This window comes from Roseibium sp. (assembly GCF_050301095.1).
GTDB lineage: Bacteria > Pseudomonadota > Alphaproteobacteria > Rhizobiales > Stappiaceae > Roseibium.
On sequence record NZ_JBNKYW010000156.1, the window covers coordinates 1 to 18,474 of the forward strand.

21 protein-coding genes are annotated in these 18,474 nt (G+C 59.3%); 10 read left to right on the plus strand and 11 right to left on the minus strand.

What is annotated here, in order from left to right; translation table 11 throughout:
- From ACQY7U_RS14255 to ACQY7U_RS14265, 3 genes are all read right to left on the minus strand, one after another.
- The coding region (locus ACQY7U_RS14255) for a glycosyltransferase (RefSeq protein WP_428645493.1) at positions 1-527 on the minus strand (527 nt) is incomplete at its 3' end.
- 6 nt (positions 528-533) lie between these two features.
- Positions 534-1,478, minus strand: a complete 945-nt coding sequence (locus tag ACQY7U_RS14260; protein ID WP_428645495.1) for a UDP-glucuronic acid decarboxylase family protein — start codon at positions 1,476-1,478, stop codon at positions 534-536.
- Positions 1,479-1,904: 426 nt separating this feature from the next.
- Entirely contained in the window at positions 1,905-2,342 is a 438-nt protein-coding gene (locus ACQY7U_RS14265) for an outer membrane protein assembly factor BamE (protein ID WP_428645497.1), read from the minus strand.
- Positions 2,343-2,455: 113 nt separating this feature from the next.
- Here ACQY7U_RS14265 and ACQY7U_RS14270 point away from each other — a divergent pair, with 113 nt between their 5' ends.
- The 6 genes from ACQY7U_RS14270 to ACQY7U_RS14295 all read left to right on the plus strand — a co-directional run bounded on the left by ACQY7U_RS14270 (position 2,456) and on the right by ACQY7U_RS14295 (position 6,922).
- Complete coding sequence (locus ACQY7U_RS14270; RefSeq protein WP_428645499.1) at positions 2,456-3,004, plus strand: ubiquinol-cytochrome C chaperone family protein; 549 nt, start codon at positions 2,456-2,458, stop codon at positions 3,002-3,004.
- A gap of 30 nt (positions 3,005-3,034) precedes the next feature.
- Positions 3,035-3,607, plus strand: coding sequence for a YceD family protein (locus ACQY7U_RS14275; protein WP_428645501.1), 573 nt, complete (start codon positions 3,035-3,037; stop codon positions 3,605-3,607).
- 211 nt (positions 3,608-3,818) lie between these two features.
- Positions 3,819-4,883, plus strand: coding sequence for a phosphate acyltransferase PlsX (plsX, locus tag ACQY7U_RS14280; RefSeq protein ID WP_428645503.1), 1,065 nt, complete (start codon positions 3,819-3,821; stop codon positions 4,881-4,883).
- Entirely contained in the window at positions 4,880-5,857 is a 978-nt protein-coding gene (locus ACQY7U_RS14285; protein WP_428645505.1) for a beta-ketoacyl-ACP synthase III, read from the plus strand. Before plsX ends, ACQY7U_RS14285 begins: the two co-directional genes overlap by 4 nt.
- A 143-nt stretch (positions 5,858-6,000) precedes the next feature.
- Complete coding sequence (locus ACQY7U_RS14290; protein ID WP_023003819.1) at positions 6,001-6,315, plus strand: integration host factor subunit alpha; 315 nt, start codon at positions 6,001-6,003, stop codon at positions 6,313-6,315.
- Positions 6,316-6,325: 10 nt separating this feature from the next.
- Entirely contained in the window at positions 6,326-6,922 is a 597-nt protein-coding gene (locus ACQY7U_RS14295) for a MerR family transcriptional regulator (protein WP_428645507.1), read from the plus strand.
- 66 nt (positions 6,923-6,988) lie between these two features.
- Here ACQY7U_RS14295 and ACQY7U_RS14300 read toward each other — a convergent pair whose 3' ends face one another.
- Entirely contained in the window at positions 6,989-8,188 is a 1,200-nt protein-coding gene (locus ACQY7U_RS14300; protein ID WP_428645509.1) for a glycerophosphodiester phosphodiesterase family protein, read from the minus strand.
- 78 nt (positions 8,189-8,266) lie between these two features.
- On the minus strand, positions 8,267-9,502 hold the full coding sequence (locus ACQY7U_RS14305; protein ID WP_428645510.1) for a cytochrome P450: 1,236 nt from the start codon (positions 9,500-9,502) through the stop codon (positions 8,267-8,269).
- Positions 9,503-9,764: 262 nt separating this feature from the next.
- Between ACQY7U_RS14305 and ACQY7U_RS14310 the strand changes: the two genes are divergently transcribed.
- Positions 9,765-9,968: a hypothetical protein gene (locus tag ACQY7U_RS14310; RefSeq protein WP_428645512.1), complete on the plus strand. Its 204-nt coding sequence runs from the start codon at positions 9,765-9,767 to the stop codon at positions 9,966-9,968.
- 23 nt (positions 9,969-9,991) lie between these two features.
- Here ACQY7U_RS14310 and ACQY7U_RS14315 read toward each other — a convergent pair whose 3' ends face one another.
- Positions 9,992-10,867, minus strand: a complete 876-nt coding sequence (locus tag ACQY7U_RS14315; protein ID WP_428645513.1) for a LysR family transcriptional regulator — start codon at positions 10,865-10,867, stop codon at positions 9,992-9,994.
- 100 nt (positions 10,868-10,967) lie between these two features.
- Here ACQY7U_RS14315 and ACQY7U_RS14320 point away from each other — a divergent pair, with 100 nt between their 5' ends.
- Positions 10,968-11,636 (plus strand): FMN-dependent NADH-azoreductase, encoded by a 669-nt coding sequence (locus ACQY7U_RS14320; protein ID WP_428645515.1) that lies wholly within the window; start codon positions 10,968-10,970, stop codon positions 11,634-11,636.
- Positions 11,637-11,706: 70 nt separating this feature from the next.
- On the opposite strand, the gene ACQY7U_RS14325 is transcribed toward ACQY7U_RS14320, so the two are convergent.
- The 5 genes from ACQY7U_RS14325 to ACQY7U_RS14345 are packed head-to-tail and all read right to left on the minus strand — an operon-like array spanning position 11,707 to position 15,787.
- The gene (locus tag ACQY7U_RS14325; protein WP_428645516.1) at positions 11,707-12,210 is read right to left on the minus strand and encodes a GAF domain-containing protein; all 504 of its coding nucleotides are present in this window, start codon (positions 12,208-12,210) and stop codon (positions 11,707-11,709) included.
- A gap of 16 nt (positions 12,211-12,226) precedes the next feature.
- A complete protein-coding gene (locus ACQY7U_RS14330; RefSeq protein WP_428645518.1) occupies positions 12,227-12,979 on the minus strand; it encodes an ABC transporter ATP-binding protein in 753 nt (250 codons plus the stop codon).
- Positions 12,976-13,821: an ABC transporter ATP-binding protein gene (locus ACQY7U_RS14335; RefSeq protein WP_428645519.1), complete on the minus strand. Its 846-nt coding sequence runs from the start codon at positions 13,819-13,821 to the stop codon at positions 12,976-12,978. Before ACQY7U_RS14335 ends, ACQY7U_RS14330 begins: the two co-directional genes overlap by 4 nt.
- Positions 13,818-14,714: an ABC transporter permease gene (locus ACQY7U_RS14340; RefSeq protein WP_428645521.1), complete on the minus strand. Its 897-nt coding sequence runs from the start codon at positions 14,712-14,714 to the stop codon at positions 13,818-13,820. Before ACQY7U_RS14340 ends, ACQY7U_RS14335 begins: the two co-directional genes overlap by 4 nt.
- Positions 14,711-15,787, minus strand: coding sequence for an ABC transporter permease (locus ACQY7U_RS14345; protein WP_428645523.1), 1,077 nt, complete (start codon positions 15,785-15,787; stop codon positions 14,711-14,713). The genes ACQY7U_RS14340 and ACQY7U_RS14345 overlap by 4 nt, the downstream gene beginning before the upstream one ends.
- A gap of 223 nt (positions 15,788-16,010) precedes the next feature.
- Here ACQY7U_RS14345 and ACQY7U_RS14350 point away from each other — a divergent pair, with 223 nt between their 5' ends.
- Both ACQY7U_RS14350 and ACQY7U_RS14355 read left to right on the plus strand, forming a co-directional pair.
- The gene (locus ACQY7U_RS14350) at positions 16,011-16,712 is read left to right on the plus strand and encodes a helix-turn-helix domain-containing protein (protein WP_428645525.1); all 702 of its coding nucleotides are present in this window, start codon (positions 16,011-16,013) and stop codon (positions 16,710-16,712) included.
- Positions 16,709-18,295: an ABC transporter substrate-binding protein gene (locus ACQY7U_RS14355; RefSeq protein ID WP_428645527.1), complete on the plus strand. Its 1,587-nt coding sequence runs from the start codon at positions 16,709-16,711 to the stop codon at positions 18,293-18,295. The genes ACQY7U_RS14350 and ACQY7U_RS14355 overlap by 4 nt, the downstream gene beginning before the upstream one ends.
- Positions 18,296-18,474 lie beyond the last annotated feature (179 nt).

Sequence of the window (18,474 nt, forward strand, 5' to 3'; positions counted from 1 at the left end):
TCCGGCATTGCAGACAACCGCTTTACTGCAGTCGCTTTCATGGTCATGAAATTGCCGAAACTTATTGTCCGTCCAGTGACCAGTCTGAAGAGCCGCTTGTAGATTGAATAGAAAACTTTGAATCGGAGCGTTTCCACACGGTTCTTCCGACGGGCCACCACGACATCAACAATTGGCGATTTGAGACTTTGTGTAAGCGAATTGATTGAAGAGGGCAGGTCTTCGCCATCGGAATCCATTACAACTACACTTTGATCGCTGTGGATGTGTTTAGCCACATAGCCCAAGCCGATCGCAATGGCTTTTTGGTGGCCAACGTTGCGGCGCAATTTCAGAACCACGCCACTCACTTGCGCGTCATCGAGGCCGTTGGTATCCAGAGGGTGTCTGACGGAACCGTCGTCGACGGCAACAACAAAGATATTATCACCAAGCGCAGCCGCGAGTTCTCTAAAAAGACGGCTGCTTGCCTCATAGTCTTCATAGACCGGCGTAACGACAACAAGAGATGCTGTTGCGGGGATCATTGGCTCTTACAAAGTCCTGAAATAGGCGATCGTCTTCTCAAGGCCTTCTCTCAACGGAACTTTCGGCTCCCAGTCAAGGTGTTCCTTGGCAAGAGAAATGTTGGGTTGCCTTTGCCTTGGGTCGTCGTGGGGCAGTGGTCGAAGAACCAGTTTGGATGTTCCGCCGACCATTTCCAGAATGGTCTCGGCCAGTTCGCGGATAGTGAATTCGACCGGATTGCCGAGATTGACCGGGCCGGTCAGGTCGTCAGAAGAATTCATCAGACGCAAGAAGCCTTCGATAAGATCGTCGACATAACAAAAGCTGCGCGTCTGGCTGCCATCCCCATAAATGGTGATGTCTTCGCCTCGCAGTGCCTGCATGATAAAGTTGCTGACCACCCGTCCGTCATTCGGGTGCATGCGGGGACCATAGGTGTTGAAGATGCGCGCGACTTTGATGCCGAGCCCGTGCTGGCGGCGATAGTCGAAGAATAGCGTTTCGGCGCAGCGTTTGCCTTCATCGTAACAGGAGCGAATGCCAATCGGGTTGACGCGGCCCCAGTACTCTTCCGTTTGCGGATGAACCTCCGGATCGCCATAGACTTCACTGGTAGAAGCCTGGAAAATGCGGGCTCCGGTGCGCTTTGCAAGACCAAGCATGTTGATCGCACCGTGAACGCTCGTCTTGGTGGTCTGAACCGGGTCGCGCTGGTAATGTACCGGAGACGCCGGGCAGGCGAGATTGTATATCTCGTCAACTTCCAGATAGATAGGAAATGTCACGTCGTGTCGTTGAAACTCAAAGTGAGGGTTCGGCAACAGGTGAGAAATATTGTCTTTGGTGCCGCTATACAGATTGTCGATACATAATACATCGGCCCCCTCGAGCAGAAGCCGTTCGCAGAGGTGGGATCCAAGGAACCCAGCTCCGCCGGTCACAAGAACCCGTTTTCTGTTTGATACTTTCATTGCGCTTGTGCCTTTTGCATGACGGAACGAGACTTGTCGCTGCGGTCATAATCAAAAATGGTTCTCAAAAAACAAGTAGTCACGCCGAGTTTTGTCGGAAAGCCTTCGTCTATCGCACTACACCCTGAGGCTTCAATTCGATCGGTATCCGTACTTTGGGTGGTTGCCGAATGTGGTCCCGGAATTGGCTACATAGCGCGGCCATTGGGCTAATTACAGACGGGTGTCGGCAGTTGGAAATGTTGGCAAGTGGTGACCATAGATCTCCGAAAAAACAAGGCGAGCCGGAAAAAAGAGTAGGAATTTGAATGATTAACTACCTTGGTGCGATTGCCCGAGGCTGTTCGTCACGTCGCACGAAATGAAGTCAATCGGTCCAGCAGGAACGCCCGATTAATTTCGAGCGTTCCACCGCCAATCTCTCTCCTACAGCCCAATGCCCGGCTTTGTCGCGCCGCGCAGGATCTGCGTCAGGAAGCCGTAGTCGGCGCCGCCGGTGCGGGTTTTTCGGGTGACGATGTCGACGATCTTGCCGTCTTCCAGCGTGTAGTTGCCGATATCCTGGACGTAGCCGTCCTTGTCGAAGTAGATCGCGACCACGCGCTGTTCAACGATATCCGGCGCCAGAAAGGCGGTCGTCGCCGTCTTTTGCGAAATGTAGTAATAGGCATCGCCACTGAGGCTTGACGTGGTGGAGGGCGAGCCGAGCACCAGTTCGACCTGCTCGCGGCTGGAGCCGACCTGGACCTGGTTCAGCATCTCCGTTGTGACGACATGGCCATGGGTGTAGGTGGACGTGAAACAGCCGCCGAGCGGCAGGGTGATCAGAAGCGGAAGGATCAGGGCGCTTGCCTTGAAGTTCATTTAAGAAGTCCCGTTTCGCCAGACCGGCCTGGCTGCTGTCGAATTTCGTTGCTTGGCAAAGTCAGTATCGTGGGATAGGGCACAAGGCAACACCTGAGTTTGAAGGAGCTGACATGCTATTCGGCCTGTTTCGCCGCCGGTCCCGTGACGCTGAGCACAGGGTTTATTCAGAAATCGTGGCCCAAGCGCGGCAGCCGGTCTTTTACACGGATTTTCTTGTACCCGACACGATCGATGGCCGTTTTGACCTGATTGTCGCCCATGCGGTGCTCTATTTCCGGCGCATGCGCAGCGAAGGCAAAACGGTTTCGGACTTCACCCAGACCGTCTTCGATCTCTTCTTCCAGGACATGGACGCCTCCTTGCGGGAAATGGGCGTCAGTGACACGCGCGTTCCCAAGAAGGTCAGGGTGATGGGCGAGGCCTTCTATGGCCGGGCGGATGCCTATATCACCGCAATCGACGGCGGCGACATCCAGGCGCTGGCGGAAGCTCTGGAGCGCAACATCTTTACCGACAATCCCGAGCCGGTCGCGCAGATGCGCCTGGCTCACTACATCCTGCAAGCGGCAAGCGGCCTGGAAGCGCAGACGGTGGCGGACCTGATGTCCGCAAAGATCGTCTGGCCGGATCCGGAAACGTTCAAGGCTTTGCCTGTGTGAACCGGCCGTATTGATCAAGAAAGAACAGCCATGGCAAAAGACACGTTTCCCTATTCCTATCCGGTAAATGCCTCCCGGGTGGTCGACAAGGACGAGCGGTTGGAGATCTCACCGGATGCGGCCAGCCTGAAGATGATTGCAGAGGCGTACGGCCTCGACGCGATCGGGAACCTGACGGCGGACCTCCGACTGAAGCCCTACCGCAAGGCGGGCCTGCGCGTGACCGGTACGGTGACGGCGGACATCACCCAGACCTGTGTCGTTTCGCTGGAACCTTTCGAAAGCGTATTGCGGATCGACATGGACAGGACATTCGAACCCCACTCAAGCAAGCCGCGCAAGATCCGGGACCTCAACGACGACGGCGAGATCGAGATCGACCTGGAACAGCTTGACCCGCCCGATGTCATCCTGGACGGTGTTCTGGACCTGGGTGCGGTTCTGTGTGAGGAACTCGCCCTGTCGCTGGACCCGTTCCCGCGCAAGCCCGGCGTTGCGTTTGAGGGCGCAGACGGGGACGATGACGGAGATGAGGCAAGCGAGGAGACCAAGCCGTCGCCATTTGCAGCCTTGCAGGCCCTGAAAAAAAGTGAGGAAGACTGAGCCGGGAGGGGCGGAAAGCCGGTTTTGGGCGATTGCATAAGATTCCGGCGGGTTTTCAACGCTTGTTCCCTGCCTCCTCAGGAAAACGGTTGTCACTCCGTTCAAAACCGTTATGTTCGCGCCGGATCAGGGCTTCTGCTTATCCGGCAGGACTTCTCTATGGCACCGTCCGGTGCCGTCTTTGGTAGATAACGTCAAAAAGACCTTATAAATGGCGAAAACGATTCCGATTTCATTGGATGCCATGGGCGGCGATAACGGAGCCGAAGTGGTTATTCCCGGAGCGGAGATAGCGCTTGTCCGCCACCCTGATATCCGCTTCCTTCTCTATGGAAACGAGCAAGTTCTGCGTCCGCTTCTGGAAAAATATCCGCGGGTACGCGACGCATCGACCCTGCATCATTGCGAGGTGTCCATTGCCATGGATACCAAGCCGAGCCAGGCCTTGCGGCAGGGACGGTGGCGGTCCAGCATGTGGCGCGCCATTGAGGCGGTAAAGACCGGAGACGCATCCGTTGCCGTTTCAGCCGGCAATACCGGCGCACTGATGGCGATGTCAAAATTCTGCCTGCGCACCATGGCCAATATCGAGCGGCCTGCGATTGCCGCGATCTGGCCGACGACGCGCGGGGAATCCGTTGTGCTGGATGTGGGGGCGACGATTGGCGCCGATGCACAGCAATTGATCGATTTTGCCATTCTGGGCGGAGCCATGGCCCGCGCCCTTTTTGGCGTCCAGCGACCGACGGTTGGCCTGCTCAATATCGGCGTGGAAGAGGTCAAGGGCCTGGAAGAGGTGCGCACTGCGGGGCGCCTGCTCAGGGAAACGCCGTTGCGGTCTCTGGAATACGCAGGTTTTGTCGAGGGCGACGACCTCGGCAAGGGGACCGTCGATGTGGTGGTGACCGAAGGGTTCGCGGGCAACATTGCGCTGAAAACCGCGGAAGGAACCGCGAAGCAGATCGGCAGTTACTTGCGCTCCGCCATGAATCGGACCCTTATGTCCAAGATCGGCTATGTTTTCGCCAAGGGTGCGTTTAATCTGCTGCGCGAAAAAATGGACCCGCGCAAGGTCAACGGCGGCGTGTTCCTGGGACTGAACGGCATTGTAATCAAGAGCCATGGCGGGACGGATGCGGAAGGTTATGCTTCCGCCATCGATCTGGCCTACGACATGGTCAAGAACGAACTGACCCACAAGATCGCCCAGGATCTTGTGCATTATCATCGAGGCCGCTTCGCTGAAGCAGGGCCGACATCGGAAGGTGATTTGTGAGCGTGATCCGTTCAACCGTTACCGGCTGCGGAAGTTTCCTGCCGGAAAAAATCCTGACAAACGACGATCTTGCCAAGATGGTCGACACGTCCGACGAATGGATCGTCCAGCGGACCGGTATCCAGCAGCGCCACATCGCCTCCGAAGGGGAAGTCACTTCGGATCTGGCTCTGGAAGCCGCCAAGCGGGCGCTGGCCGATGCCGGGCGCGACGCTCAGGACATCGACACCATCATCCTGGCAACCGCGACGCCGGACAATACCTTTCCGGCGACCGCCGTCACGGTGCAGGCCAAGCTCGGCATCACCCACGGCGCCGCCTTCGACGTTCACGCGGTTTGCTCGGGCTTTGTTTACGCCCTGACGACGGCAGATGCCTATATCCGGGCAGGGCTCTCCAAGCGTTGCCTGGTGATCGGCGCGGAAACCTTTTCCCGCATCCTCGATTGGGAAGACCGCACCACCTGCGTGCTCTTCGGCGACGGCGCCGGCGCGGTTGTGGTCGAAGCCTCGGAAGGAGCGGGCACAACTGACGACCGGGGCATTCTGACCTCGCATCTGCGCTCTGACGGCCGCCACAAGGAAAAGCTCTATGTGGATGGCGGCCCCTCCGCCACGCAGACCGTCGGTCATCTGCGCATGGAGGGCCGGGAAGTGTTCAAGCATGCCGTTGGCATGATCACCGACGTGATCGAGGATGCCTACAAGGCAACGGGGCTGACCTCTGACGACCTGACCTGGTTCATTCCGCACCAGGCCAACAAGCGTATCATCGATGCCAGCGCCAAGAAGCTGGGGATTGCGCCGGAAAAGGTGGTCACTACCGTTCATCTGCACGGCAACACTTCTGCCGCATCCATCCCGCTGGCACTGGATATGGCGGTCAAGGACGGACGTGTCAAAAAGAACGATCTTTTGATGCTGGAGGCCATGGGCGGCGGCTTTACCTGGGGATCGGTTCTGCTGCGCTGGTAACCCGGCAAAGGCCTTCACCGGAGAAATCTCAACGAAATCAAGAGTTCCAGTTGACCGGCCCGCCGTGACGCCGTACCGTAGGGTCTTGCATCGGAGTTCTCTTGCAAAATCAGCCAGATCGCTGGCGTCGTTGAGGAGGGGTTATGGGCAACCGGACTATTACCCGTGCGGATCTGTGTGAAGCCGTTTATCAAAAAGTCGGTCTCTCACGGACCGAATCTTCCGAATTGGTTGAACGCGTACTTTCTGAAATTTCAGACTGTCTTGTCACCGGAGAATCGGTAAAATTGTCAAGCTTCGGGTCATTTGTGGTCCGCTCCAAAGGGGAGCGTATCGGCCGCAATCCGAAGACCGGCGAGGAAGTGCCGATTTCACCGCGGCGCGTGATGGTGTTCAAGCCATCCAACGTATTGAAGCAGCGTATCAACGATGCGCTCACAGGACAGGCCAGCAAATAACTGAGACCGGATGAGCTCACTGGATAAAAGCCCGGACGCGTTTCGTACCATCAGCGAAGTTGCTGAAGATCTGGATTTGCCCCAGCACGTGCTGCGCTTTTGGGAAACACGGTTTTCCCAGATCAAGCCGCTGAAACGTGGTGGGGGCAGGCGTTATTATCGTCCGGACGATGTCGAGCTCCTTAAAGGCATCCGCCATCTGCTCTACGGCGAAGGCTACACCATCAAGGGTGTGCAACGCATCCTGAAGGAGCAGGGCCCCCGCTTCGTGATGCAGATCCGTCATGAAGACCGGTCTGTCCAGCAAGTAACCGGCGAGCCCGCGCAAGAACCCGATGCCCCGGCTGCGCAAGCGAACTCCGCTCCTGCCTTGAAAAATGGTCATCAGGAATCGCTGCCGAGCGGTGTCCTTGCCGATGAGACCCCCGAAAGCACCGTTCAGTCCCATGGCGGCGGGCTGAATATTCTGGGGCGCCTGCGCGGCGAAAAACCTGCTGCACAAGGCTCCACGGCGAAGGCTGCGGTCTCCAAGGAAGATATCCGGCGACTACAGGCGACGTTGTTCGAGCTCCTGGAGTGCAAGCGGACGCTTGATCAGGCGCGCTGATTTTCAACTCTCCGAAAGTTCTGCCAGGGAAGCCGGAACACCGCTTATGTTCCGGCGGCCACCGTGTCATTCCAGGCCCATGCAGGATGCATAGAAGCTCGTTGTTGCGGGCCAGTCGGAAAAGATCCCCTTCACACCCACGTCTTTCGCCAGAACATCGACGACCTCCAGCATCTTGCCGTCGCCGTCGATGGCATCGGTAATCGACTGATAGTACCAGCCGCCACCTGACGAAAGCGGGCCGGAGCGTTCCAGTGTCCAGGTGATCAGGTTGAGGCCAGCTTCCCTGGCCGCCCGGGCATAGGCGGAGGGCACGATCCTGCCTTCCTCAAGCGTCACAAGGGCGAAGAGCGGCGGCGCGATAGTGTTGACGCCCATCGTCTTCAGTTCTTCCATGGACGGCGAGAAGGTGGCGGGGTCCATCGGATCGAGATCCCGGCGCCCGTCCAGAAAGATGGCCTGTTTGCCGAATTCCGGTTCGTTCTCGATCCAGTAGCGGATGTCGTCGAGATTGAACGACTGCGCATAGACGGCCTCCGGCGGAATTCCGGCGGCCTTGTAGTCGTCGATCATCTTCTGCGCGTATTCGGCCTGGGTGAAGCCCTCGAATGGCATGTCCACCTTCGGCGCCTTCAGCTCCGGCGTGAATTTGACGCCGAGATCCTTGAAGAGCGCGATAGCCTCCCTGTGGCTCATCAGGGTGCCGTGCTGCCCATAGAGCTCCGTCCGCCAGGGGGCGGTGCCCTGCAGGTAGTCGGCAACGGTCCGGGCTTTCTTGTTGCCGCCGTCCATCTTGCCCTGCAGAGACTTGTATTCCGAAAGCGTGATGTCCGATGTCCGGCAGTCCGCCGATGCCGGGTCGTCCCCCTTGGCGGGCGTGAAGCCTGCCGTGCATTTGGCAGCCAGATCCGTTGCCAGGATGTTGGTGGTCGTGTGGAGATCGTTCTGCGAGTGGCGGCAGACCAGTTCCTTGTCCGATGTGAAGGTGACGTCGCATTCCAGTATCCCTGCGCCCATCAGGACAGCCGCCCGGTAGCCTTCTTCCGTATGCTCGGGGAACTGCAGCGGCGCGCCCCTGTGGCTGATGGAAAACTGCGTGCGTTTGACGGGCTGGCCGAGGCAGCTTTTCAGCTTCTCCTTCAATGGACTGTCCGCCATCTGGCTCACGAGCCAGGCGGGGCGGGGACCGAGGTCTATTTCGCCGGCAACTGCCGGGGCGGCCAGTAGGCAGGTGAACAACGTGCTGATTGAAAACAAGGAGCGCATGACTTTTTCCAAAATGGTTTGAGCGTGAAAGGAGGTAACTGGGTCTGGAACGCGTAACGGCAAGAAGGCGCGGGAAGCTTAGGCAGCTCTCCAGGCAATACGAAGCGCTTCCGGACCTCTGACGGAAAGTCCGCGTTTGTAGACCGGATTGTCCTCCGCAAGTTCAATGGTGGCGAACCGCTTGAGCAGTGTTGAAAAGATGATGTCCATGTCCAGCCGGGCGAGGTGGTTACCGAGGCAGAAATGGGCGCCGCGGCCGAAGGCGATGTGGTAGTTGGGCGAACGGCCCACGTCGAAGCGATCTGCATTGGCGAACTGTTTCGGATCGCGGTTGGCTGATCCGTAGAGCACGCCAAACTTGGTGCCCTTCGGATAGGTCTGGCCGCCGATCTCGACCTCTTCCGTGCAATAGCGATGGAAAAAGGGTAGGGGCGCTTCGTAGCGGAACATTTCCTGCACCGCTGTTTTCATCAAGGCAGGTTCGTCGCGAAGGCGCTGCATTTCCTGCGGGAACTTGAGCAGAGCGTGCATGCCGCTGCCGAGGACGTCGATGGTCGATCCGTGGCCTGCCATCAGGATCAGCATGGCAGTGGAGAAGAACTCGTCGTGGTTCATGTGACCTGCTCGCTCGGCCTCGATCATCAGCGAAAGAAGATCGTCCTTGGGGTCCGTTTCGCGCTTCGCCTTCAGGTCCAGAAGGTAGTGATAGAATTCGGTGGTGTTGCGCTCGGCCAGTTCCTTGCGTTCGTCCGAACGGTCGATATCGAAGAACTGGACGATGTTTTCCGACCAGACACGCAATTGCGGGCAGTCCTCGTCCGGCACGCCGATGATACGGCCGATGATGTGCCCGGGCACATGGGCCGCAAGGTCCTCGATGAAGTCGATCTCCGGCCGGTCCGCCAGACCGTCGATCAGCCGGTCGACATAGGCCTGGATCTCGTCCCTGAGCTTGCCGACCATCACCGGCGTGAACAGCTTGAAAACCTGCTTGCGCAAGCGGTCATGCACCTCGCCGTCGCTGTCCAGCAGCGAGAACTGCACGAAGCGGGAATGGTGCGGCATGTCGTGCCAATTGCCGGCCCGCTTCTGGACGGCGATCTCCTCGGCCGTCGCGATATGGTCCATGGAGCGGACCATTTTCTCATGCATCACGATCTCCGTGACGTCGTCGAAGCGGGACGCCAGCCAGACATCGAAACCCTCGAACCATGTCAGCCCCTCGCGGGCGCGCAAGCTTGCATAAAAAGGATAGGGATCCTGCGCGAACGCATCTGACAGCGGATTGAAGGAAAGGTCTGTGGACGGGGACATTCGGGGGCTCTTGATGCAACTTGGGATCGGTTAGAATTGTGATTCTTGGCAGGGTCGAAGATTTGACCCGTCAAGTGCAAGGGGAAAACCGGATTTAATCGCGGTTTTCGGCAAAATAGATGAGTTTTCCCGGGCGCCATCGGTGGGCCCTGGGGATAGCGAGGAAATGGCAAAACTGACGATATCGAGCCCGGACCGATATCCTTAACAGTCCCTTAACGCGAGGCGGCAAGCCCACCTCGTCCGATCCTTGAGTTCATGAGTGCGTGAGGCCACGATGCTGGTGCCAAAGGCTTTCAGAAATGAGTATGAGACCTTTCTGCGGGAGACCGGATTCGACAATCCGAATCCGCAGGCCCTGCTGATGGATCTGGCTTCGCTCTCGATGGAGGTCTACCTCAAGGAAATCGCCTGGCTGTCGGAATTCATCGGCAGGATCGAAAAGGCAAAACGGGCGGCAGCGTGAGGCGGTACCCGTTTGCGCGCCGATCAATCCCTGAAAGCCCTCGTTTTTTCCAGAAGCCATTCGCTGACCTTAGATCTCAGTGCCAACCGCGATTTTGAATCGGGGCTCAGAATTCTGTAGCTGTAGCCCGGATGGCTGACATGCTGCTGAATCGGCACGAGAAGATCCGCTTCTACAAAGTGTCCAGCGAGCAGGTCGCTTAGTACGGCAATGCCTTTGCCGGAAATTGCAGCCAGTGCCGCATGCTGTTCGTCATCGAAGCGGATCACTTGTCCCTCTCCGGAGATTTCGGAAGCTGTCATCCAAGGGTCAATGGAGACGGGGTCCAACGAACGCGACTTCCAATAGTTTGTCAGAAGCACCCGTTGGCATTTGTCGCCCCGCGATTCTGCAGTCTGCGGTGAGGCGAAGGCGCGGAAATTCTCCTGCGCGAGGAGTTGCCCGACAGTGGACTGGCGAGGGAGATACCTGATCGCAAGATCGATAGCTCTGACCCGGTCGAGGTCCACGGCAGTATAATCCGCCTCTATCCTGAGGATAGTTCCGGGAAACGCGCTATTGAATTCGGACATCCGCGGAGCCAGCCACAGACTTGCAAAGGCGGGTGTCGTCGCAATTGTGAAAACTTCCGTCTCCTCGATGATTTCACGAATAGCCTCATCAATCAGACCAATTGCCGATTTTGACGCCTCATGCAGACGTTGACCTGCACGGGTCAATTCTATTCGCCGATGCGATCTGCGAAAGAGTTCGCAGCCCAGGTCTTCCTCGAGGTTGCGGATCCGGTGGGACACTGCGGTGGGTGTCATTCCCAGTTCTGCCGCAGCCTTCTTGAAGCTCAGAAAGCTTCCCGCAGCGTCAAAGACGCGTATGGCGGAAAGGGAGACCCGTCGTGTCATTGGGATGAAGTTCCTTCACTCTTAAACGCGAATTAGTCGTTTGAAACATACAGGTATTTCTAGCATTTAAATGAAGAAATTTCATCTAAGGAGATATCGGATGACTACTCTTCTTCGAATTGATGCGAGCGCGCGCCGCACCGGTTCGCTGACCCGCCAACTCGGTGACCGGTTTGAAGCCGAATGGAAGCGGGAGCGAAGCGGGGATCACTGGAACTACCGGGACCTGGCCTTGCAGGCGCCCTCTCACATATCCGAGGACTGGATCGCAGCCGCATTCACGCCGGCAGACAGGCGAACAGCCCGACAGGAAACACGTCTTGCGGAATCCGACAGGCTCATCGCGGAACTTGTTGCGGCGGATATCATCGTGCTCTGTGTGCCGATGTACAACTACGGCATGCCATCCGCCCTGAAGGCCTGGGTCGACAATGTGGTCCGGATTGGCAGGACCTTTTCCTTCGACCTATCGCGTGGCGATTTTCCCCTGGAGCCGATCCTCTCCGGCAAGACACTGATCGTCCTGAGTTCATCCGGAGAGTTCGGTTTCGACAAGGGGGGTGTCAGGGGAGAGATGGATCAACTCGTACCGCATCTCATGACCCTTCGCCATTATCTCGGCATCGCCGAACACCACCTGATCCGCATCGAATATCAGGAATTCAAGGATGAACGGCACGCGGCGTCCGTCACGAAATCAACTGAAGAATCCGCCGGCCTTGCCCGGAAACTGACTGCCTCACTTTCGCGAGAAGCTGCGATGGCGTGACCGCCTTGTCCCTGTCAAATGACCAGGCCCACACATCGGGGGCCTGGTTGAAAACTATGCGAAGGCGCCGTCAGCTCGCCACCGCAACCCGGCTTGCCAGATATGCCGCCTTGGCGGGAACGGACAGCCAGTCCTTTGCCTGCTTCACGCGTTCCGGTGTGTAGTGCTGCTCCTCGTGCAGCATGTTGACGGTGCCGACCAGCGTGTCGCCAAGCACCACCGGCAGGTTGATCACCGAACCGCAGCCGAGGCTACCGATCAGCTCAAAGTCCGGAAAAACGGTCGCGATGTCGGCGAGCGTGTTGGCGACGAAACATTCCCGCCTCGTGTGAACGGTCTCGAACCAGCGGTCAAAGGTCACCGGCTTGGTGCCGGAGACCGGATATTCCTCGGCATGCGACGTATAGGAACGCCGTGCTGTTTCTGTCACCATGTCCACGGTCATGAAGGTGAAAAGCTTCACGCCAACGGTAGCGCGGGTGAGCGCCAGCAGGGCGTCAAACGGGGCGTCGGGCGTCAGGCCGAGCGAAAGCGCACGGTCGAAATCGGCGAGAGCGCCGGTAAAATCGGTCATTTCCAGAAATCTCAAATCAGGCAGGTTGAAGGACACCGCCGCTGGCGGCGAAAAGTTCACGGGAATAGGGGGCTGAAAGACGGCCGCTCTTCAGGGCGTCGACGTCCGCGATCTCGACGATACGCCCGTGGCGCATGACGGCCAGCCGGTCGCAGAGGAAGGCGACGACGGGCAGGTTGTGCGTGACCATCAGATAGGTCAGACCCTGGTCGCGGCGCAGTTTTTTCAGGAGATTAAGGATCTCCGCCTGCACCGAAACATCGAGCGCGGATGTCGGTTCGTCCAGAAGCAGAACCTTCGGCTCGAGCATCAGGGCCCGGGCGATGGCAACGCGCTGGCGCTGGCCGCCGGAAAGCTGATGCGGAAAGCGGAAGCGGAAGCGCTGGTCCAGGCCGACGGCGTCGAGCATGTCCTTGACCCGGCTGTCGCGTCCACCGAAGCCATGGATGGCAAGTGGTTCGGCAAGACAGGTGTCGACCGTCTTGCGCGGATGCAAAGACCCGTATGGGTCCTGAAACACCATCTGACAGGTCTCGGCAAAGGTCCGGTCCGGCGCATGGCCACGCGGAGTGCCGAGCACGGAGACCGTGCCGGTCCAGTCCGGCGCGAGACCCGAAATGGCTTTGAGGATCGTCGACTTGCCGGAACCGGATTCGCCCACGAGCGCGAAGCTTTCTCCTTCCGCCACGTCGAAGGAAACGTCGTGCACCACGGCCGTCTCGCCGTAGCTGATGGTGAGGTTTTCAAGAAGGATGGCTGGCTGTGTCATGTGCCGGCTCCCGTTGTCCAAGTGCTGCGGTCGAGCACGGGCAGTTCCTCGCGGTCCTCGTCCATGCGCGGCATGGCGGCCAGCAGGCCGCGTGTATAGGGATGCTTCGCCTGATGCAATTCACTCGCCTTGCATTCCTCGACGATCTCACCGCTGTTCATCACCAGAATGCGGTCGCAATAGCGGGAAACCAGATTGAGGTCGTGGCTGATCAGGATCAGCCCCATGCCCTTGCCGGTGACGAGATCGTCGATAATGTCGAGCACCTGTGCCTGCACCGAGACATCCAGCGCGGAGGTCGGCTCGTCGGCAATCAGCAGGTCGGGTTCGGGGATCAGCATCATGGCGATCATGATGCGCTGGCCCATGCCGCCGGAGACCTCGTGCGGATAAAGCCCGGCAACGCGTGCCGGATCGTTGATCCGCACCGCCTCCAGCATGGAAAGCACCCGTTCCTTCAGCTCCCGGCGCGGCAGGCGCTTGTGGGTTACGAGAGCCTCTGCGATCTGGTCGCCGACGGTCATGACCGGGTTCAGCGAAAATTTCGGATCCTGCATGACCATGGAAATCCGGGCCCCGCGCAATTCGCGCATCTGCCGCTCGCTCCGGGAGAGCAGGTCGATACCGTCGAAGCGCATTTTCCCGGCCGCAACGCGGCCCGGAGCGCGGATCAGGCGCAGGATGGAGCGGCCGGTCATGGACTTGCCGGAACCCGATTCTCCGACAATCCCGAGCCGTTCCCGGTCGAGCGAAAAGGAGATGCCCTTGACGACATCGACAGGTCCGCGGGACGTCGGGAAAGTGACGGTGAGACCGTCGACTTCAAGAAGCGGAGCGCTCATTTCTTGTCTCCCTGCTTGGGATCGAGCACGTCGCGCAGGCCGTCACCGAGGAAGCAGAAGCCGAGACTGACCAGGATGATGGCGAAGCCCGGCATGGTGGCGACCCACCACTGATCGAGAATGAAATTGCGCCCGCGCGAGATCATTGCGCCCCATTCCGGCAACGGCGGCTGTGCGCCGAGGCCGAGAAAACCGAGGCCGGCGGCGGTCAGGATGATGCCCGCCATGTCGAGCGTGACCCGGACGATGGTGGAGGAAGCGCAGAGCGGCAGAACGTGGCGCAGGATAACCCGTGTCGACGAGGCCCCCTGCAGGCGGACCGCCGCGATGAACTCCGCATCGCGGAAGGTGATGGTCTCAGCCCGGGAAATGCGGGCATAGACCGGCCAGGCGGTTATGGCGATCGCGATAATCGCATTCTCGATGCCGGGCCCAAGGGCCGCCACGAAGGCGAGCGCCAGGATCAGTTTCGGCATGGAGAGGAAGATATCCGTCACGCCCATCAGGATCCGGTCGGTCCAGCCGCCAAAATAGCCCGAGACCGCGCCGACGATCAGGCCGATGGGCGCGGCGATGACCGCAACCATCGTGACGATCAGAAGGGTGATGCGGGCGCCGTAGACGACGCGGGAATAGATATCCCGGCCAAGTTCGTCCGTTCCCATCCAGTGGGTGGAGGAGGGGGGCATCAGACGGTTGGCAAGATCCTGGCCGATGGGCGAATAGGGCGCGATCAGCGGTGCGAAAATCGCCATGGTGATCAGGACCAGGATGATCACGCCGCCGAGAACGGCGAGCGGATTGCGCAGCAGCGCGGTCCAGGTGCGCCAGGCGCGGCCGAGATTGGCCTGCAGGCGCGAGGCGGGCGAGTCGTCGAGAAGCCAGTCGATCATCTGCGGGCCCTCGGATCCAGAATTCGGTAAAGCACGTCGGAAATCTTGTTGATCAGGATGAAGACGGACCCGATGACCAGCGTGGCACCGAGCACGGCATTCATGTCCGCGTTGAGAAGGGCGTTGGTGAGGTAGTTGCCGATGCCCGGCCAGGAAAACACGGTCTCGATCATTACGGAGCCTTCCAGTAGCGCGGCATAGGACAGGCCGATCACGGTGATGAGCTGAATGCGGATCGGGTAGAAGGCATGGCGCCAGATCACCCGCCGTTCAGGCACGCCCTTTACCCGCGCCGTCGTCACATATTCATGGCCGAGCTGGTCGAGCATGAAGGAACGGGTCATGCGGGCGATATAGGCAAGGCTGAAGAAGCCGAGGATCGAGGCCGGCAGCAGCAGATGGTCGAGCGCGTTCCAGAAGATGTCCGGTTCCCCGGCAATCAGGCTGTCGATCAGGTAAAGCCCGGTCACCGGATCGACCACACCGTCGTAGAAGATGTCGATGCGCCCGGGACCTGCCACCCAGCCAAGGCTGGCATAGAAGAGTGCGAGGCCGACCAGACCGAGCCAGAAAGCCGGGACGGAATAACCGAGAAGACCCAGAACGCGGATGAGCTGATCGACCCAGCTGCCCTGACGGGTGGCGGCGAGCACGCCCATCGGGACGCCCAGCAGGACGCCGATCAGGATGCCGATGGTCGCCATCTCCAGTGTGGCCGGGAAGAAGCGTCCCAGATCCTCGACCACCGGCCGCCCGGTGGAAATGGAATTGCCGAGATTGCCGGTCAGCACGTCGCCGACATAGGAGAAGAACTGGACGATGAGCGGCCGGTCGAGGCCCATGGCCTGCCGGGCAGCTTCATAGACCTCGTTCGAGGCCCGGTCGCCGACGACGGCCAGAACCGGGTCGATCGGCACCACACGGCCGATGAAGAAGGTGATCGCCAGCAGGCCGAGAAAGGTTCCCGCGGTCACGAGTGCGAAGCGCGCCAGGGCCGCCAGGCTTCCCAGGAACTGTCCCGCGAAAACACTTCCCCGGGCCTCCGCAGCGCTTTCGGATGGTTCAAACGACATGCCGGATGCAGCCTCCTGCCGTCCTTTGTGTGACCGGATTCTTCAAAACAGCTCTCCCTGACTGCATGACTCGAATTCTGAAATCCTGAGTCCAAGTATTTGTTTTTACGCGGATTTATTTGTCATCGGTTCTTGCGTCGGATGACAAGCCGCCTAAAAAAGTTCTTGGAGCATACAAAAAAATCTGCTTACATCAAAAAAATTTTGATGGGAGTGAAATTCTTTGAGCAGCCGGACGGCACGTGCCGCAGCAGAGGCGGAAACAAAAGTCGGCGCCTTGATCCGGGCGCGCCGGAAGCAGTTGGGGCTGACACTTCAGCAGCTCAGCGACGAGTCGAATCTGTCGGTCAGCTATCTCAGCCAGGTGGAGCGCGATCACGCGACGCCGACCCTGGGGTCGCTTGCCGGTGTTGCCCGCGCGCTCGGGGTAGGGCTCGACTATTTCGTCGCCCAGCCTCGCGCGGAAGATGCGCTGACCCGATCCGGCACGCGGCCGCAGTTTTCCATTTCCGGGTCCACTGTCGTCTATGAACGCCTCGGCGCGGAATTTCCGGGAAACCAGCTCTCGTCTTTCATCCTCACCGTGCCGCCGGGCTACACCTCGGAAACCGTGAGCCATGAGGGCGAGGAACTGATCTACATCCTGGAAGGCTCGATCACCCAGTATCTCGACGGCAAGGCGATGGTGATGGAGGCGGGCGACAGCCTGCACTATCGCGGCAACACGCCCCACGCCTGGTCCAACCCTTCCGATGTTCCGGCCCGGATCCTGTGGACGGGAACCCTGGCCATTTTGAATGCCGGCGGCCGCAAGGCCAGCCGCATCGAGCTGGTATCGCCGGACAAGAGTCCGGAAGACGCGGCACCAGCCCGAACCAAAAGCAGAAAAAAATCCAAACCTTTACAGACGGAGACGAAGGAATGAAGCTCTTCAAGGCCGCGCTACTGGCGGCAGCATTGGCAATGCCCTTGTCCTTTGAGGCCAGCGCCGCAACACCCGACAACCTGCTTGTGGTCGCGCAGAACATCGACGACATCGTCGCTATCGACCCCGCACAGGCCTACGAGTTCTCTTCAGGCGAACTCGTCACCAACGTCTACGACCGCCTGGTGCAGTATGACGCGGAAGATCCGACCGTGCTTTCCGCGGGCCTTGCCTCGGACTGGCAGGCGGACGCGGCCTCCAAGACCATCACCTTCACGCTTCGCGACGGCGCGAAATTCCATTCCGGAAATCCGGTTCGGGCCGAAGACGTGGTGTTCTCCTTCTCCCGCGTGGTAAAGCTCAACCTGACCCCGGCCTTCATCCTGACCCAGCTCGGCTGGACGCCGGAAAATGTCGGCGACATGGTCAAGGCTGACGGCAACAAGGTGATCGTGAAATACGAAGGCGATTTCTCGCCCGCTTTCGCGTTGAACGTCCTGGCCGCCCGTCCGGCTTCCATCGTCGATGAAAAGACGGTGATGGAGCACGAAGAAGACGGCGACATGGGCAACAAGTGGCTGAACGCCAATTCGGCCGGTTCCGGTCCGTTCGAACTGCAGTCCTACCGCCCGGGCGAACTGGTCCGTTACAAGTCCAATCCGGACTACTTCAAGGGCGCGCCGAATGTGGAAGGCGTCATCATCCGCCATGTCGCGGAAGCCGCCACCCAGCAGCTTCTCCTGCAGTCGGGCGATGTCGACATGGCCCGCAACCTGACCCCGGACCAGATCGCCGGCATGGAAGGCGATGCCATCAAGGTCGAGACCTATCCGCAGGCCGCTGTGCACTTCCTGTCCTTCAACCAGAAGAAGGACAGCCTGCAGCCGGAAGCCGTCTGGGACGCCGCGCGTTACCTCGTCAACTACAAGGGCATGACCGACAGCTTCCTGAAGGGACAGATGGAAGTCCACCAGGCCTTCTGGCCGAAGGGGTTCCCGGGCTCCTACGACGAAACGCCCTACAGCTACGATCCGGAAAAAGCCAAGCAGATCCTGGCGGACGCCGGCATCGAGACGCCGGTCACAGTGACACTCGACGTCATCAACTCGACGCCGTTCACCGACATGGCCCAGTCCCTGCAGGCAAGCTTCGCGGAAGCCGGCATCAACTTCGACATCATTCCGGGCACCGGGTCGCAGGTGATCACCAAGTACCGCGAGCGCAGCCACGAAGCCATGCTGCTCTACTGGGGCCCGGACTTCATGGACCCGCACTCCAATGCCAAGGCTTTCGCCTATAACAGCGACAATTCCGACGACAACTACCAGGCTACCACCACATGGCGGAATGCCTGGGCCGTGCCGCAAGAGTTGAACGACATGACCAAGGCAGCGCTTGCCGAGAGCGACCCGGAAAAGCGCAACGGCATGTATGTCGAACTGCAGAAGCAGGTTCAGGCAAAGTCGCCGATCGTCATCATGTTCCAGGCCGCTTATCAGGTTGCGATGGACAAGAAGGTCGAGGGCTACGTCAATGGCGCGACCTCCGACTTCGTCTACTACCGCCTGGTGACGAAAAACTGACGTTCGTCAAACCAAGCCGCCCCGGTCTCCGGGGCGGCTTCTTGGTGCAAGGCCCAGACAGCGCTTTGCGGGCCGCGTCCTCCCAGCCGGGCGAAGCGCAAACCGGGGTCGGAAGAGCCTTGGGGCCTGGAAAAAACCATTCCGATTGACCTTGCCTCTCCGATCCCGGATCTCCGCTT